Raw genomic sequence first — 13517 nt, forward strand, 5'->3', positions numbered from 1 at the left:
GTTCCGGGCCCCCCGGCCGGAGTGGCTGACGGAAATTGTCGGTGGCCCCTGATTGAGTGGACGCATGGACCTGATCGCTCTCCTTCTGAGCCTCCTCACCCTCGTCGCGGGCGCCGCCCTCGGGTACGTCGTCGGGCGCCGTCACGCCGCCTCGGACTCGGGCAGGCAGGCCCGCGCGGACGAACAGCTGGCCCTCTCTGACGCGCGGCAGGAGGTGTCGCGGGCGTGGGCCGAGGCCAGCCGTGCGCGGGAGGAGTCGGCCGTGGTGAAGGCGGAGGTGGCTCAGCACCTGGCCGAGAAGGCGGACCTGCGCACCGCTGCCGTGGACGCGCAACGCCTTCTGGCAGAAGTCCGCGGGGAGACCGCGGCTGTCGAGGCCCGTGTGGCGGCGCTCTCGGCCCAGCGGGACGCTGCGATGGCGCGCGCTGAGCAGCTCGCGGCAGACCGGGAGTCGCTCCTGGACCGCTTCAAGGTGCTCTCGGCGGAATCCCTGGAGCGTCAGGGCAGGCAGGCCGACGTGGTGGCCGATGCCCGGCTCAAGGCGACCGAGCAGCTGATCACCCCATTGACCGATGGTCTGCGCCAGCTGCAGGAGCGGCTGCAGTCCGTGGAGAAGGACCGCGTCCGGATGGCGGCGGAGCTGGGTGAGCAGGTGCAGGCGGTGCGGCTCTCCGGGGACGCCATCCGCCGCGAGACCGTCAGCCTGAGCAACGCGCTGCGCACGCCTCAGGTGCGCGGGGCCTGGGGAGAGCGCAGCCTGAAGCGCATCGTCGAGATCTCGGGTCTCACCGAGCGCTGTGACTTCGACTCCCAGGCCACCTATACCTCGGACGACGGCCGCTTCCGGCCGGACATGCGGATCAATCTCCCCGCGGGCAAGGTGATCTTCGTGGATTCCAAGGTGCCGCTGAGCGCAGCCCTGGAGGCCTATAACACCGAGGACGAGGAGGCGCAGAAGGCGCACTTCAAGACGTTCTCCGCCCACGTCCGCAAGCACATCGACGACCTCTCGGGGAAGCACTACTGGCAGCTGGATCTCGGCTCGCCGGAGTTCGTGGTCCTCTATCTGCCCTCCGACGAGTTCTACCGCCTGGCGCTGGAACAGGAGCCGGCCCTGCATGACTACGCCACGCGCCGCCAGATCGTCCTGGCCTCGCCCGGGCTGCTCATCCCGCAGCTGCAGATCGTCGCCAACGGGTGGCAGCAGGTGTCGCTCGCGGAGACGGCCGGTCAGGTCTCCAAGCTGGGGCGCGAGCTCTACGACAGGCTTGCCACGCTGGGCCAGCACTTCGACAAGCTGGGACGGTCCCTCGGCAGCGCCGTCCAGCACTACAACAAGGCGGTCGGCGCCGTGGAGACCCGGGTCATGGTGTCGGCTCGCCGCTTCCGCGAGCTGGGGGTCACATCGGAGGAGATCGCGGATCTCGCGCCGGTGATCGAGACCCCGCGCCAGATCGCGGTGCCGGAGATGCTGGAGTTCGACGAGCTGCGCAGCCTCGAGCGCAGCACCGTCGCAGACGACGCGGATCTGCTGGACGGATCCGCCGTGCGCCAGCTGCGTCGACGCACCGGCACCGCAGATTCGTGAGCCTCACCGCAGCGTGGGCGAAGGGCTGGGCGCCACGCTGACCGTGGGGCTGGGAGCCGGGTCGTCTCGAGGTGCCCACGGCCTGGCCAGCAGGACCCCGGCCACCAGCCCCAACGCCACCAGGGCCAGTGCGCGGGTGAGGATGAGGGTCCAATCGGGCCCCTGCTCCGCCACCTCCGGCTCGATGGGCTCCGGGGGCACCTGCGCTGCCGCCATCCATCCATGCTGCCATCCTGTTGGCCCATCCGGCCCCAGACCGCGACAATGAACAGATGAGCGCCCTGTCAGACCTCGCCGTCCAGATCCCTGCCGCCGTGGACAGGCTTGGCCGGATCGCGCACCGCACCCCGGTGCAGCTCAACGCGCGCCTGTCGAGGGCCACCGGATCCGAGATCTGGGTCAAGCGTGAGGACCTGCAGCCGGTCCGCTCCTACAAGCTGCGCGGCGCCTACAACCTCATGGCCCAGCTAAGCGAGGCCGAGAAGCGTGCCGGCGTGGTGTGCGCCTCGGCGGGCAACCACGGCCAGGGCGTGGCGTTCTCGGCAGCGGCTCTGGGCATCAAGGCCACCGTCGTGGTCCCGCACACCACCCCGAGGCAGAAGCGCCAGCGCATCCTGGAGATCGGGCACGGGTTCGTCGAGCTGGTGCTCCACGGCGCCAGCTACGACGACGCCTCAGACGAGGCCGCCCGCCTTGCCGGGGACGGGAAGGTCCTGGTGCCCGCCTTCAACGACCAGCGCACGGCCGTTGGACAGGCCACGGTGGTGGTGGAGGCCTTCGAGCAGTTGGGCTTCGTGCCGGGGGTGGTGGTGCTGCCGGTGGGAGGCGGTGGTCTCCTCGCCGGCGCGGCCGCGTGGCTGCGTACGCACCATCCCGAGGTGCGGATCATCGGGGTCGAGCCCGAGGGTGCACCGTGTGTGGCCGCCGCCATCTCGGCCGGGCGCCCGGTGACACTCCACGACATCGACACCTTCGTCGACGGCGCTGCCGTCAAGCGGGTCGGCGACTTCACGTTCGAGGTGATCCAGGAGGCGCGCGTCGAGTTGGTGCGGGTGCCGGAGGGCCAGGTCTGCTCTGAGATGCTGGAGTTCTACCAGGTCGACGGCATCATCGCCGAGCCGGCCGGGGCGCTGGCCGCCGCGGCCCTGCCCAGTGGCGGCGTGGGGCCCAGGGTCCAGATCCCCAGCGGCTCGCGCGTGCTGGTGCTGCTGTCCGGGGGCAACAACGACGTGTCCCGCTACGCCGAGGTGGTCGAGCGGTCCCTGATCCACGAGGGGCGCAAGCGCTACTTCCTCGTCGACTTCCCCCAGCAACCGGGCGCGCTGCGCATGTTCCTGGATTCGGTGCTCGGCCCGGAGGACGACATCACCTACTTCGAGTACGTCAAACGCAACAACCGCGACACCGGGCCGGCCCTGGTGGGCGTGGAGCTGGGAAACCCCGGCGACTACCGCTTCCTGGTGCAACGGATCGACGAATGCGGGATGACCGCGGAGGAGGTGGCCTACGACAGCCCGTTCTTCCGCTTCCTCACCTGAGCGTCCTGCGTCAGTGCTTGACGGCGCGCTTCAGGTCCTTGCGGAGCTCCGGCGGCAGCGCGAACTGAAGCGTCTCCTCGGTCAGGCGCTCCTCAACCGCGGGCGGGAAGCCCATGGACTCGAGGTACTCCAGCACCCCGTCGACGAGCAGCTCCGGCACGGAGGCGCCCGAGGTGACGCCCACCGAGTGGACGCCCTCCAGCCACGCGGGATCGATCTCCGAGGCGTTGTCCACGCGGTAGGAGGCCTTGGCGCCGGCCTCCAGCGCCACCTCGACCAGCCGCACGGAGTTCGACGAGTTCTGCGAACCCACCACGATCATCAGGTCACACCCGCGCGAGATCTGCTTGACCGCCAGCTGCCGGTTCTGCGTGGCGTAGCAGATGTCATCCGACGGCGGGTCCATGAGCAGCGGGAACTTCTCGCGCAGCTTGCCCACCGTCTCCATGGTCTCATCCACGGACAAGGTGGTCTGGCTCAGCCACGCCACAGATCCGTGCTGGGGAAGCTCCACGGAGGCCACGTCCTCAGGCGACTGAACGAGGATGGTCTGCTCCGGCGCCTCACCCATGGTGCCTTCGACCTCCTCGTGGCCGGCGTGGCCGATGAGGAGGATCTGGGTACCCTCGGACGCGAAACGCCGGGCCTCGTGGTGCACCTTCGTGACCAGCGGGCAGGTGGCGTCGATGGTCTTCAGGCCCCGGTCCGCGGCTTCGGTGTGCACCGCGGGAGACACGCCGTGGGCGGAGAAGACGACGGTGGCGCCGGTGGGCACCTCGTCGAGCTCCTCGACGAAGACCGCGCCTCTGGCCTCCAGGGACTCGACCACATGCTTGTTGTGCACGATCTGTTTGCGCACGTAGACGGGCGGCCCGTACAGATCCAGCGCCTTCTCGACGGTGATGACGGCGCGATCCACACCGGCGCAGTACCCGCGGGGGGCTGCGACGACGACGCGCTTGATGGCCGGGGCAACGCTAGACATGCCGACCAGTCTAGGTGGTGCTCCGCCGGTACCCTAGCGGCATGGATTCCCCCCAGCTCCACGCCGTCGGCTTCGACGCCCCATCCCTGGACCAGCTCGTCGCGTCCGCGTTCAGCGCGGGCGTGCGCGGAGTGGACACCGCGCCGGGCTTCGACCTGGTAGGGACGTACACGGACCCGAGCGGTGCCCGCCTGTGCTTCGTCAAGCGGGAGGGGCAGGGGGTCAGCACGACGGGGGCGCTTGCCTCGGAATCGCGCTACCGCGCCCAGGTGGTTCGGTTCTCGGACCTGCTGGCGCGGGTGGCGCTGTACGGGACCCACGCGCCTGGGCCGCTGCTGGCCCAGTTCGTGGCGCTGGTCGACGACCCGGTCGCGTACCCGCAGCACGAGCTGCGCGCCGGCGGCCAGTACACCGTGATCGAGTCGTTGCGCGTCGCGGCGCTGGCGATCGAGGTCACTGTCTACGAGGATGCTGCCGCGTTCGAGGCCTCCCCGGAGGCTGCCCCCGGAGGCGACCTCCGGATCCCCGCCGACGCGCTGATCTCCCCCAGTCTGATCGCCCTCCAGGCCGCCGCGATCCCGCCGGCCGAGGCCTCCCCCGCGCTCCTGATGGGCGTGGAGGTACTGAGCGTCGAGCCCAGGCGCAACACCCTCACCGGCGTGGAGTTCCAGTACGTGGTGGGGCGCAGCGCGATCGAGATCTCCTGCGCGATCCCGGCGGAGGTCCCAGTGTCGGTGGGCAACGTGGTGCACGGCACCTGGTTCGCCACCTGCTCCTCGGGCCTCTGGGACTGACGAGTCTCCGCATGGGGTTGGAGAGTTCCTCGGAGAAGCCGCAGCCGCTCGGCCGGGTGATCATGGCAACCAAGGAGTGGGTGGGGCGCCTGGGAGAGGTGTGGGTGGACGCCCAGGTGGTGGAGATCAAGCGTCGCAACGCTCCCACGCAGTTCCTCACGTTCCGCGACAGGGTGGCCGACATGTCGGTTCAGGTCACGGTCTCCACCATGGTGCTCGACGCCGCCGGGCCCCTTCCCGAGGGATCCCGGGTGACCGCACGGGTCAAGCCGCGGGTGTGGGAGCGCAACACATCGCTCAGCCTGGAGTGCCTGGAGATCCAGGTGGCGGGCGAGGGCCGGCTGCTGGCCCAGCTGGAGCAGCTCAAGCGCAAGCTGCAGGCCGAAGGCCTGTTCGACCCGGCCCGCAAGCGCCGCCTCCCCCTCCTCCCCCGGATGATCGGGCTGATCACGGGCCGGGACTCGGACGCCGAGCGTGACGTGGTGACCAACGTCGGCCGCCGCTGGCCCGCCGCCGGCATCCGTACCCGGCACGCGGTGGTCCAGGGCCCCACGTCGGCGGAGTCGGTCATGCTCGCCCTCGCCGCGCTGGACGAGGACCCCGAGGTGGACGTCATCATCATCGCCCGCGGCGGCGGGTCGCTGGAGGACCTGCTCTCGTTCTCCGACGAGGGCCTCGTGCGCGCCGTGGCCGCCGCTCGCACCCCCGTCGTCACCGCCATCGGGCACGAGCGCGACGCCCCCATCGTGGACCTGGTGGCCGACCTCCGCGCCTCCACGCCCACGGATGCCGCCAGGCGCGTGGTGCCGGATCACGCCGACGAGTCCGCGTCGCTGGCGGACGCGAGGGCGCGGCTGGAGCGGGGGGTCGACGCGCGGCTCCAGGAGGCGCAACGCCAGCTGGACCAGCTCCGCTCCCGCCCCGTCATGATCGACCCCACCAGCGCCTTCGCCGCCCACTACGACAGGCTCAGCCTGCTGCGCCACAAGCTCGACACCGCCGTCGACCGCCGGCTGCGCGACGAGGAATCCCACCTGCGCTCCGCCGTCAGCTCAGTCCGCGCGCTCTCCCCGAAACGGACCCTTGAGCGCGGCTACGCCGTCCTCGTCGACGACGCCCACCGGTCTGTGTCGGCCGTGGGCGACACCGCACCCGGCGCCCGCATCCACGCCTATCTCTTCGACGGTCAGCTCGACCTCGACGTCGTCGCCACCACAGCTGAAGGAGACCGGCCGTGACCGATCAGAAGCCCACCTACGAGGCCGCCCGCGACGAACTGGTCGACGTGGTGCGCCGGCTGGAGTCCGGCGGCGCGTCACTGGCCGAGTCCATGGAGCTGTGGCAGCGCGGCGAGAAGTTGGCCGAGATCTGCCAGGGCTACCTCGACGGCGCCAAGGAGCAGGTCGCCAAGGCGCGCCGCGCCGTCGAGTGACCGGCCGCGGCTCCCCCTGCTACCCCTCGGTGAGTGTTGCCGCGAACGCTTCCAGCGCCGTGAAGTCCGCGTCGGCCGTCACGATGGAGGTGACCAGGTCGTCCTCGTGCACCAGGCTGCGGGTCCGGCCGTCGTCGCTCTCGAAGCGCTCCCAGGTGCGCCCCGCCAGTTCGACGGCGCCGCCCAGCGGGCTCCCGTCTCTGGTCGTGTCGGTGACGAATGCACTGGCACCGCCGTCGCGCTGCTGCACCCCGTAGTAGATCTCCTCCGGGGAGAGGTAGCCCACCTGCCACCAGTTGCCTGCCGCGGGCTCGCTGGTGATCCACGGGTCGCCCTCCTTGGCCCAGGCCACCCGCACCGGTACCCACCCCTCGCCGAGGTCGCCAGCACGCAGCACGGGGTAGGGCGATTCCACCTCGGCCCTGGTGAGGGTGGCGTCGACGTCGACCACCTCCGGCTTGGGCTCCGGGTTGAGGGTGAACCACCAGACGATGAGCGCGATGGGCACCAGCAGCACCGTCATCGAGATCACCATGTCGCGCGAGCGGTTCTTGGGGTTGCGGCGGGCCATGCGCGCCATCGTGCCACGACCTGCCGCGGTGCCCCAAAGGCCGGGGATCAGCGACCGAAACGGCGCTCCCGCTGTGAGTACGCCCGGAGCGCTCGGACGAAGTCGACCCGGCGGAAGTCCGGCCAGAGCGCCTCGCAGAAGTAGAACTCGCTGTGCGCGGACTGCCACAGCAGGAACCCGGAGAGGCGCTGCTCGCCGGAGGTGCGGATGATGAGGTCCGGGTCCGGCTGGCCCTTGGTGTAGAGGTGGTCGGAGATCTGATCGATCTCGAGCGTCTCGGCCACCTCGGCCAAGGTGGCACCCTCTGCGGCCCGCGCCGCGAGCAGGGACCTGACGGCGTCGAGGAGTTCGTGGCGGCCGCCGTAGGCCACCGCGACATTGACGTGCATCCCCCTCACCCACGCCGTCGAGTCGGAGGCGGCCTGAAGCGTCTCGGACATAGCCTCCGGCAGGAGGTCCAGCGCGCCGACGGCCTGGACCCGCCAGCGCCTGGTGGCGGCCAGATCGGAGACCAGTTGGCTGATCACCTCCAGCAGGGGGGTCAGTTCATCGTCCTCGGCACGCTCCAGGTTGTCCGTGCTGAGCACCCACAGCGTGATCACCTGGATGCCTGCGTCGTCGCACCATTCGACGAACTCACGCAGCTTGGCGGCCCCGGCCCGGTACCCGGCGACGAGCGGCTGGCCGGGGGCGTTCATCCGGGCCCATCGTCGGTTGCCGTCAGCCAGGACGGCGACGTGGCGCGGCAGGCTGTCACGGTCCACGTGCTTGAGGACCTGACGCTCGTAGCTTGCGTACAGCCAACGGGGCGGCCACACGCGATCGATGAGGCGCTGCACCGCTGACATGCGAAATACACTAGCGCCCAGTTGGCTTCCCGCGGCCGGAGTAGTAACCTACGGGAGCGTAAGTTACTCAACCGTAGGTATGTGCATGAGCCAGATCGCAGAACCCCCCTTCGCCTCCACCGACACCGCTGCGGCCACCCCCGCGAAACCCAAGCTCCGCGGCTGGCTGCACCTGGGCATGGCGCCCGTGGCGTTCATCATCGGGCTGACGTTCACCGTGTTCGCCCCCACCTTGACGGGTCGCATCGGGTGCGGCATCTACACGCTGGCCGCCGTGCAGCTGTTCGGCACCAGCGCCGCCTATCACCGGGGCACCTGGTCACCACGCGCCAACGCCATGTTCCGGCGGATCGACCACTCCAACATCTTCGTCTTCATCGCCGGCAGCTACACGCCCCTCGCCCTGACTCTGCTCGAGGGGACCTCGCGCGTGACGCTGTTGGCGCTCATCTGGAGCATCGCGATCCTCGGAGTGCTCTTCCGGATTCTCTGGCTGGGAGCCCCCCGCTGGCTGTACACGTTCCTCTACCTGGCCATGGGATGGGCCGCGGTCGGCTGGCTCACGCAGTTCTGGGCGGCCGGCGGCCCAGCAGTGGTGCTGCTGATCGGAGCGGGGGGCCTCGTCTATTCGCTGGGCGCCATTGCCTACGCCACCAAGCGCCCCCAGCTGTCCCCGACCTGGTTCGGGTTCCACGAGGTGTTCCACGCCTGCACCATCATCGCGGCGCTCCTGCACGCCGTCGCCATCGGTCTGGCGGTCTTCGGCGCTTCCTGAGGTCCGGACAGGTCTGGCGTGTGACGGTGGCTACTCGGCGCGCATGGCGGCCAGCGGGCTGAGGTTCGTCGCCCGCTGCGCCGGCACGAGGCCTGCAAGCGTGCCGATCAACGTCGCGAACACCACCGCACCGACCATCAACCATGCTGGGACGACCGACAGCTCACCCGAGCCGCCCTCACCTGCCACCTGTGCGCCGAGGGTGGCGTTGAGCAGCGCCGAGGCCGCCAGGCTCAACACCAGTCCGATCACGCCGCCGAGGAAGCCGATGGAGGCCGACTCGATGAGGAACATCCTCCGGATGTCCCCCAGCGCCGCGCCCATCACCTTCATGATGCCGATCTCCTTGGTCCTTTCGTAGACGCTCATCATCATGGTGTTGGCGATGCCGATGGCCGCCACCAGCAGTGACACGAACCCGATGCCGCCGAAGACCGCCTGGATCATCAGGGCCTGTGATTGGGCCTGCCTGATCCACTCCACGTCGGCGAAGGCCCCGTAGCCCTGTTCACGCAGCGAGTTGAGGACCATCTCGGCGTCTTCTGGGCTGTCGGTCAGGAGCCGGATCTCCGTGTAGATGAACGCCTTCCCCTTCGGCTTCCCGTCGGCGGTGGCGGGCTGGTTGGGGAGCGCCTTGCCCGGCATCGCCTTCTCCATGGCCTTGCGCAGCGCATCGAAGTCGGCGAACACGCTCGATGAGTAGGGCCCCCACTGGTCGTTACCCGGGTTGGCGATCTGGGCCACGGCGGGCATGATGATCCGCTTGGGCGGCTTGGCGGGCTGTGTTGGGTCATCCCCGTCCTCACCCCCGCCGATCGGCACCGGTCCGTACTCGCCAAAGGTGGCGAAGGCACCGAAGATGGTGTCGGATCGGAAGTCGACCTCCAGAGGCATGCCGGTGACAGGGTCCCAGAGCTGTGTGTGAAGAAGGTCTCCCAGCACGAGTCCGAGGGCTTCGCCCGGCTGCGGTAGCTGGCCCCAGGCCAGGTCCAGGTTCATCTCCTGCAGCGCCTCGGCGGGCAGGCCGACGACCTGGAAGTACTGGGTGGCGGCCCCAACGGTGAACTCCACGTCCACCAGGTAGGTCGGCCACACCGCTCGGACACCGGGCTCAGCTGCCAGGATGGGGATCAGGTCCCCGCTCAGCTGGGCGGGTTGGCCGGGAGCGGCCATCTCCGGTGGCGGTACGGAGTTGACGCTGACCTGACGCAGGCTGATCTGCTGGAACTGGCTCGTGAAGCTCGAGGACAACCCGACGCCCAGCGACACCATCACGATCACCGACGTGGTGCCGATGAGGACGCCGAGCACCGTCAGCGAGGTGCGGAAGAGCCGCTGCCTGAGGCTCGCGAGGCTTGTGGCGAGCAGATCCGTCCAGCGCATCGTGGGCCTAGCGGGCCGTGGGCCCGATGAGCGGGTCCTCGCCCAGCTCCGCGAGCGACTCGAGGTCCTCGCGCTCCACCCGGCGTCGTCGACGGCGTCGTACCGCGAGAGCGACGATCACCACCAGCGCCAGGAGTGCCGCCGCGATGAGCGCTGGGATCAGCAGGGATGGTCCCGCCTCCTGGCCTGGTTGCTCCCCGAGGGGGGGCTCCTCGATGGGCATGGGGGCCATGACGGCCACCTCTGCCATCTTGTCCATGGTGGTTACGTTGCCGTTGACGTCCTCGAAGGAGACGGTGATCGTGATCGGGCCGGCTGCCTCCTCAGCCGCGTTGACCGTCATGTCGACGGCGCCCGAGGCACCCGGGTCGATGGTTCCGACGAAGACCTCCGGCGAGGTGATCGCCTGGCCTTCCTTGATGGCGGCCTTGGCGTTGTAGAGCTTGGTCTTGCCCTGATTGAAGATGCTGAACGTCAACGATGCGTCCTGGCCGAGCGTCAGCTGAGAGGGCATCAGCTGCGGCACCGAGGCATCGGCGCGGATGTTCTGCCTGACCTGGATCGAGACCGTTTCGATCGAGGTGAACGGGTTGGCGGCGGCGTCCTCGTAGTCGATAGTCAGGGTGAGCCGGTACGGCTTCTCCTCCAGCGACGGCAGCGAATGGAAGGCCATGGACGCGGTCTCGAGCTGATCGGCCCTGATCCGGCTGATGAAGAGCGAGGAGGAGCCGCTGGCGGGCAGAAAGGCCGAATCGTCCGAACTCAGCGTGACTTTCATGTTCTGCACGCGGGTGCGTGTCGAGGTGTTACGCAGGGTGAATGCGACGGTGAAGTCCTGACCCGCGACGACCTCCGCCGGGTCTGTGGTGAACCCGGCCAGGATGACCCGTGGCGTGGACACACCCGGAACGACGCTCGCGCCACCACCGCCGCCACCAGCACCGCCCGTGGTGCCTCCGGTGGCGCCGCCGGTATCCCCGGCCGAATCGGTCCCTGCACTGGCCCCGCCGTCGGCGACCGGATCGCCTGCGGCGCTGATGAGCGGGATCATCGTCAGCCCGAACACCACCATCAGGACTAGGAACAGTCGTTGGGTCATCTTCATGGCGCGACCTTCTGGTTGTCGGCGGTGGTCACTGGGAGTCGGTGGTCGGTGTGGCTGATGTCTGTGATGCGGCCGTCACCGATGGAGATGATCGTGTCAGCGAACGACGCGATGTGCCGGTCATGGGTGACCATGATCCAGGTCTGCTGGAGGCGGCGGATCACGGTGCGGAAGAGAGTGAGGATCTCCTCGGAGGTGTGCGAGTCCAGGTTGCCGGTGGGTTCGTCGGCAAAGACGAGCATCGGCTGTACCGCCATGGCGCGGGCGATGCCCACGCGCTGCTGTTGACCTCCGGAGAGCTGGCCCGGGGTGTGATGCAGGTGCCTGCCGAGACCCAGTTGGGTGAGGATGGCGCGGGCGCGGGCCTGACGGCGGTGGGCGGGGATGCCTCGGAAGCTGAGCGGGAGGGCCACGTTGTTGAGCGCGGTGAGGGACGGCAGCAGGTTGAACGACTGGAAGATGAAGCCCACCTGCTCACGACGGTAGGTGACCAGCTGCGATTCGGTGAACAGGTGGAGCGGCTGCCCCGCGACGAACACCTCCCCAGCCGTCGGCTTCTCGAGCCCTCCGAGCATGTTGAGTAGGGTGGACTTGCCGGACCCGGACGTGCCGACGACGGCGGTGAAGCTGCCCCGCGGAATGGTCAGGTTGACGCGGTTGAGCGCGACGACCCGCGAGTCACCCACCCGGAAGATCTTGGACAGATCCCGCGTCTGCACCAGGGGCTCCCCCACCTCGGGCAGGGGAAGCCGTATCATTGTTGCGGGCACCCCTAACCTCCTCGCTCGAGACCGCGGACCGGGCGTCGACGGGGACGCCTGGGAGAAACCTAGCCCAACGACGGGTCAGCTCCCCTGAGGTGCGGGCCGAGTCGCGACCGGAGGGGGACCGTGGCACCCATCGCATCGGCCCCAGGTACGACGCCCTCCCTTCGGCAGCGAATGACAGCCGTGCAATTCCCTCTGGCGGGTGCCCACTTTCCGGGGCTATTGTCGGGCCATGGAGATCCACTCCATCACAGCCCAGACGGTCCTCTAGCAACATTCGGGGACCGACGCGGCGAGCGCGGGCCCCGGCGAAAGGGAGCAATCGTGCTCAACGCGTCCCCGCAGCAGGCTTCCCCCACCGCTGTCCAGCCCGAAACAGCCATCAAGACCTACGTCGTCGATACCTCCGTCCTTCTCTCCGACCCGAAGGCGATGCTGCGCTTCGCCGAGCACAACGTCGTGCTGCCCATCGTGGTGATCACCGAACTGGAGTCGAAGCGCCACCATCCGGAGCTCGGCTACTTCGCCCGCTCCGCGCTGCGGCTCCTCGACGACCTCCGCATCCAGCACGGGCGCCTCGACACCCCCCTGATCACCAACGAGCAGGGCGGCAACCTACGGGTAGAGCTCAACCACTCCGACGAGCGGTCGCTGCCGGCAGGGTTCCGCCTCGGCGACAACGACACGCGCATCCTCGCCGTCGCCCTCAACTACGCCAACGAGGGCCACGACGTGGTGCTGGTCTCCAAGGATCTGCCTCTGCGCGTCAAAGCCTCCGCCGTCGGGCTGGCTGCGGAGGAGTACCGCAACGAGCTCCCGATCCAGACGGGCTTCACCGGCATGGCCGCCGTCGACGTCACCACCGACGATGTCTCGGCCCTCTACGAGCACGGACACGCCCAGGTGGCCGCCGCGCGCGAGCTGCCCACCCACACCGGAGTGGTGCTGCACGCTCCCGGGTCGAGCGCGCTGGGGCGCAGGATGCCCGACGGTTCGGTCAAGCTGATCAAGCACGACCGCGAGGTCTTCGGCATCCACGGCCGCTCGGCCGAGCAGCGGGTCGCGCTGGATCTGCTCATGGACGACTCCATCGGCATCGTGTCCATGGGCGGCCGGGCGGGCACCGGCAAGTCCGCCCTCGCGCTGTGCGCGGGCCTCGACGCCGTGCTGGAGCAGCGCAGATACAGCAAGGTGATGGTGTTCCGGCCGCTCTACCCCGTCGGGGGGCAGGACCTCGGCTTCCTCCCCGGCACGGCCGGCGAGAAGATGGCGCCGTGGGGCCAGGCGGTGTTCGACACGCTGTCGGCGGTCACCAACAAGTACGTCATCGACGAGCTGCTCGAGCAGGAGATGATCGAAGTGCTGCCGCTGACCCACATCCGGGGGCGCTCGCTGCACGACGCCTTCATCATCGTCGACGAGGCCCAGTCCCTGGAGCGCAACGTCCTCCTCACCGTGCTGTCGCGGGTGGGCCAGAACTCCCGGGTGGTGCTCACCCACGACGTGGCCCAGCGGGACAACCTGCGCGTCGGCAGGCACGACGGCATCGTCGCGGTGATCGAGAAGCTGAAGGGCAACCCGCTGTTCGCGCATGTGACGCTAACCCGCTCGGAACGCTCGCCGATCGCTGCGTTGGTCACCGACATGCTGGAGGTCGACGAGCTCGCCTGACCCTTCTGAAAAAAGAAAAAAGAAATCTTGGATCCGGTGCATCCATGGGCGGGGGTCCGT

14 protein-coding genes are annotated in these 13517 nt (G+C 69.1%); 7 read left to right on the top strand and 7 right to left on the bottom strand.

The annotated features are described in order from the left end of the window. The first annotated feature begins 64 nt into the window (after positions 1–64). Positions 65–1588 carry a DNA recombination protein RmuC gene (gene rmuC, locus H5398_RS00140; protein ID WP_255443427.1) on the top strand — a complete coding sequence of 508 codons (1524 nt, stop codon included), beginning with the start codon at positions 65–67 and terminating at the stop codon, positions 1586–1588. Positions 1589–1591: 3 nt separating this feature from the next. Here the strand turns inward: rmuC and H5398_RS00145 are convergent, their stop codons facing one another. Further along, positions 1592–1804: a hypothetical protein gene (locus H5398_RS00145; RefSeq protein ID WP_182781838.1), complete on the bottom strand. Its 213-nt coding sequence runs from the start codon at positions 1802–1804 to the stop codon at positions 1592–1594. Positions 1805–1860: 56 nt separating this feature from the next. On the opposite strand from H5398_RS00145, the gene ilvA reads away from it, so the two are divergent. Further along, positions 1861–3126 (top strand): threonine ammonia-lyase IlvA, encoded by a 1266-nt coding sequence (ilvA, locus tag H5398_RS00150; RefSeq protein WP_182798563.1) that lies wholly within the window; start codon positions 1861–1863, stop codon positions 3124–3126. A 10-nt stretch (positions 3127–3136) separates the two neighbouring features. Here the strand turns inward: ilvA and H5398_RS00155 are convergent, their stop codons facing one another. Next, the gene (locus H5398_RS00155) at positions 3137–4111 is read right to left on the bottom strand and encodes a 4-hydroxy-3-methylbut-2-enyl diphosphate reductase (RefSeq protein WP_182781836.1); all 975 of its coding nucleotides are present in this window, start codon (positions 4109–4111) and stop codon (positions 3137–3139) included. Between the two features lie 41 nt (positions 4112–4152). On the opposite strand from H5398_RS00155, the gene H5398_RS00160 reads away from it, so the two are divergent. Genes H5398_RS00160 through H5398_RS00170 form a run of 3 tightly spaced genes read left to right on the top strand, consistent with a single transcriptional unit; the run spans position 4153 to position 6337 of the window. After that, positions 4153–4905 carry a hypothetical protein gene (locus H5398_RS00160; RefSeq protein WP_182798564.1) on the top strand — a complete coding sequence of 251 codons (753 nt, stop codon included), beginning with the start codon at positions 4153–4155 and terminating at the stop codon, positions 4903–4905. Between the two features lie 11 nt (positions 4906–4916). Further along, positions 4917–6143, top strand: coding sequence for an exodeoxyribonuclease VII large subunit (gene xseA / locus H5398_RS00165; RefSeq protein WP_182798565.1), 1227 nt, complete (start codon positions 4917–4919; stop codon positions 6141–6143). Beyond that, entirely contained in the window at positions 6140–6337 is a 198-nt protein-coding gene (locus tag H5398_RS00170; protein WP_182781833.1) for an exodeoxyribonuclease VII small subunit, read from the top strand. Before xseA ends, H5398_RS00170 begins: the two co-directional genes overlap by 4 nt. A gap of 19 nt (positions 6338–6356) precedes the next feature. On the opposite strand, the gene H5398_RS00175 is transcribed toward H5398_RS00170, so the two are convergent. Both H5398_RS00175 and H5398_RS00180 read right to left on the bottom strand, forming a co-directional pair. Beyond that, positions 6357–6908, bottom strand: a complete 552-nt coding sequence (locus H5398_RS00175) for a DUF4245 domain-containing protein (RefSeq protein ID WP_182781832.1) — start codon at positions 6906–6908, stop codon at positions 6357–6359. A 47-nt stretch (positions 6909–6955) separates the two neighbouring features. After that, complete coding sequence (locus tag H5398_RS00180) at positions 6956–7756, bottom strand: isoprenyl transferase (protein WP_182798566.1); 801 nt, start codon at positions 7754–7756, stop codon at positions 6956–6958. Between the two features lie 85 nt (positions 7757–7841). Here H5398_RS00180 and H5398_RS00185 point away from each other — a divergent pair, with 85 nt between their 5' ends. Then, positions 7842–8531, top strand: coding sequence for a hemolysin III family protein (locus tag H5398_RS00185; RefSeq protein ID WP_182798567.1), 690 nt, complete (start codon positions 7842–7844; stop codon positions 8529–8531). Positions 8532–8561: 30 nt separating this feature from the next. On the opposite strand, the gene H5398_RS00190 is transcribed toward H5398_RS00185, so the two are convergent. From H5398_RS00190 to H5398_RS00200, 3 genes are read right to left on the bottom strand one after another with little or no spacing between them, the layout of a single operon-like run. After that, positions 8562–9914 (bottom strand): ABC transporter permease, encoded by a 1353-nt coding sequence (locus H5398_RS00190; protein ID WP_182798568.1) that lies wholly within the window; start codon positions 9912–9914, stop codon positions 8562–8564. Positions 9915–9921: 7 nt separating this feature from the next. After that, a complete protein-coding gene (locus tag H5398_RS00195; RefSeq protein WP_182781828.1) occupies positions 9922–11019 on the bottom strand; it encodes a COG1361 S-layer family protein in 1098 nt (365 codons plus the stop codon). Then, entirely contained in the window at positions 11016–11777 is a 762-nt protein-coding gene (locus H5398_RS00200; RefSeq protein WP_182798569.1) for an ABC transporter ATP-binding protein, read from the bottom strand. Before H5398_RS00200 ends, H5398_RS00195 begins: the two co-directional genes overlap by 4 nt. Positions 11778–12110: 333 nt before the next feature. Between H5398_RS00200 and H5398_RS00205 the strand changes: the two genes are divergently transcribed. Beyond that, positions 12111–13457: a PhoH family protein gene (locus H5398_RS00205; protein WP_182781826.1), complete on the top strand. Its 1347-nt coding sequence runs from the start codon at positions 12111–12113 to the stop codon at positions 13455–13457. Positions 13458–13517 lie beyond the last annotated feature (60 nt).

Source organism: Tessaracoccus sp. MC1679, from assembly GCF_014164775.1.
Taxonomy (GTDB): domain Bacteria; phylum Actinomycetota; class Actinomycetes; order Propionibacteriales; family Propionibacteriaceae; genus Arachnia.

What these genes read in the sequence shown, in the direction of transcription:
- rmuC (WP_255443427.1), top strand. Translation starts at nt 65, where the DNA reads ATGGACCTGATCGCTCTCCTTCTGAGCCTCCTCACCCTCGTCGCGGGC.
- H5398_RS00145 (WP_182781838.1), bottom strand. Translation starts at nt 1,804, where the DNA reads ATGGCGGCAGCGCAGGTGCCCCCGGAGCCCATCGAGCCGGAGGTGGCG.
- ilvA (WP_182798563.1), top strand. Translation starts at nt 1,861, where the DNA reads ATGAGCGCCCTGTCAGACCTCGCCGTCCAGATCCCTGCCGCCGTGGAC.
- H5398_RS00155 (WP_182781836.1), bottom strand. Translation starts at nt 4,111, where the DNA reads ATGTCTAGCGTTGCCCCGGCCATCAAGCGCGTCGTCGTCGCAGCCCCC.
- H5398_RS00160 (WP_182798564.1), top strand. Translation starts at nt 4,153, where the DNA reads ATGGATTCCCCCCAGCTCCACGCCGTCGGCTTCGACGCCCCATCCCTG.
- xseA (WP_182798565.1), top strand. Translation starts at nt 4,917, where the DNA reads ATGGGGTTGGAGAGTTCCTCGGAGAAGCCGCAGCCGCTCGGCCGGGTG.
- H5398_RS00175 (WP_182781832.1), bottom strand. Translation starts at nt 6,908, where the DNA reads ATGGCCCGCCGCAACCCCAAGAACCGCTCGCGCGACATGGTGATCTCG.
- H5398_RS00180 (WP_182798566.1), bottom strand. Translation starts at nt 7,756, where the DNA reads ATGTCAGCGGTGCAGCGCCTCATCGATCGCGTGTGGCCGCCCCGTTGG.
- H5398_RS00185 (WP_182798567.1), top strand. Translation starts at nt 7,842, where the DNA reads ATGAGCCAGATCGCAGAACCCCCCTTCGCCTCCACCGACACCGCTGCG.
- H5398_RS00190 (WP_182798568.1), bottom strand. Translation starts at nt 9,914, where the DNA reads ATGCGCTGGACGGATCTGCTCGCCACAAGCCTCGCGAGCCTCAGGCAG.
- H5398_RS00195 (WP_182781828.1), bottom strand. Translation starts at nt 11,019, where the DNA reads ATGAAGATGACCCAACGACTGTTCCTAGTCCTGATGGTGGTGTTCGGG.
- H5398_RS00200 (WP_182798569.1), bottom strand. Translation starts at nt 11,777, where the DNA reads ATGATACGGCTTCCCCTGCCCGAGGTGGGGGAGCCCCTGGTGCAGACG.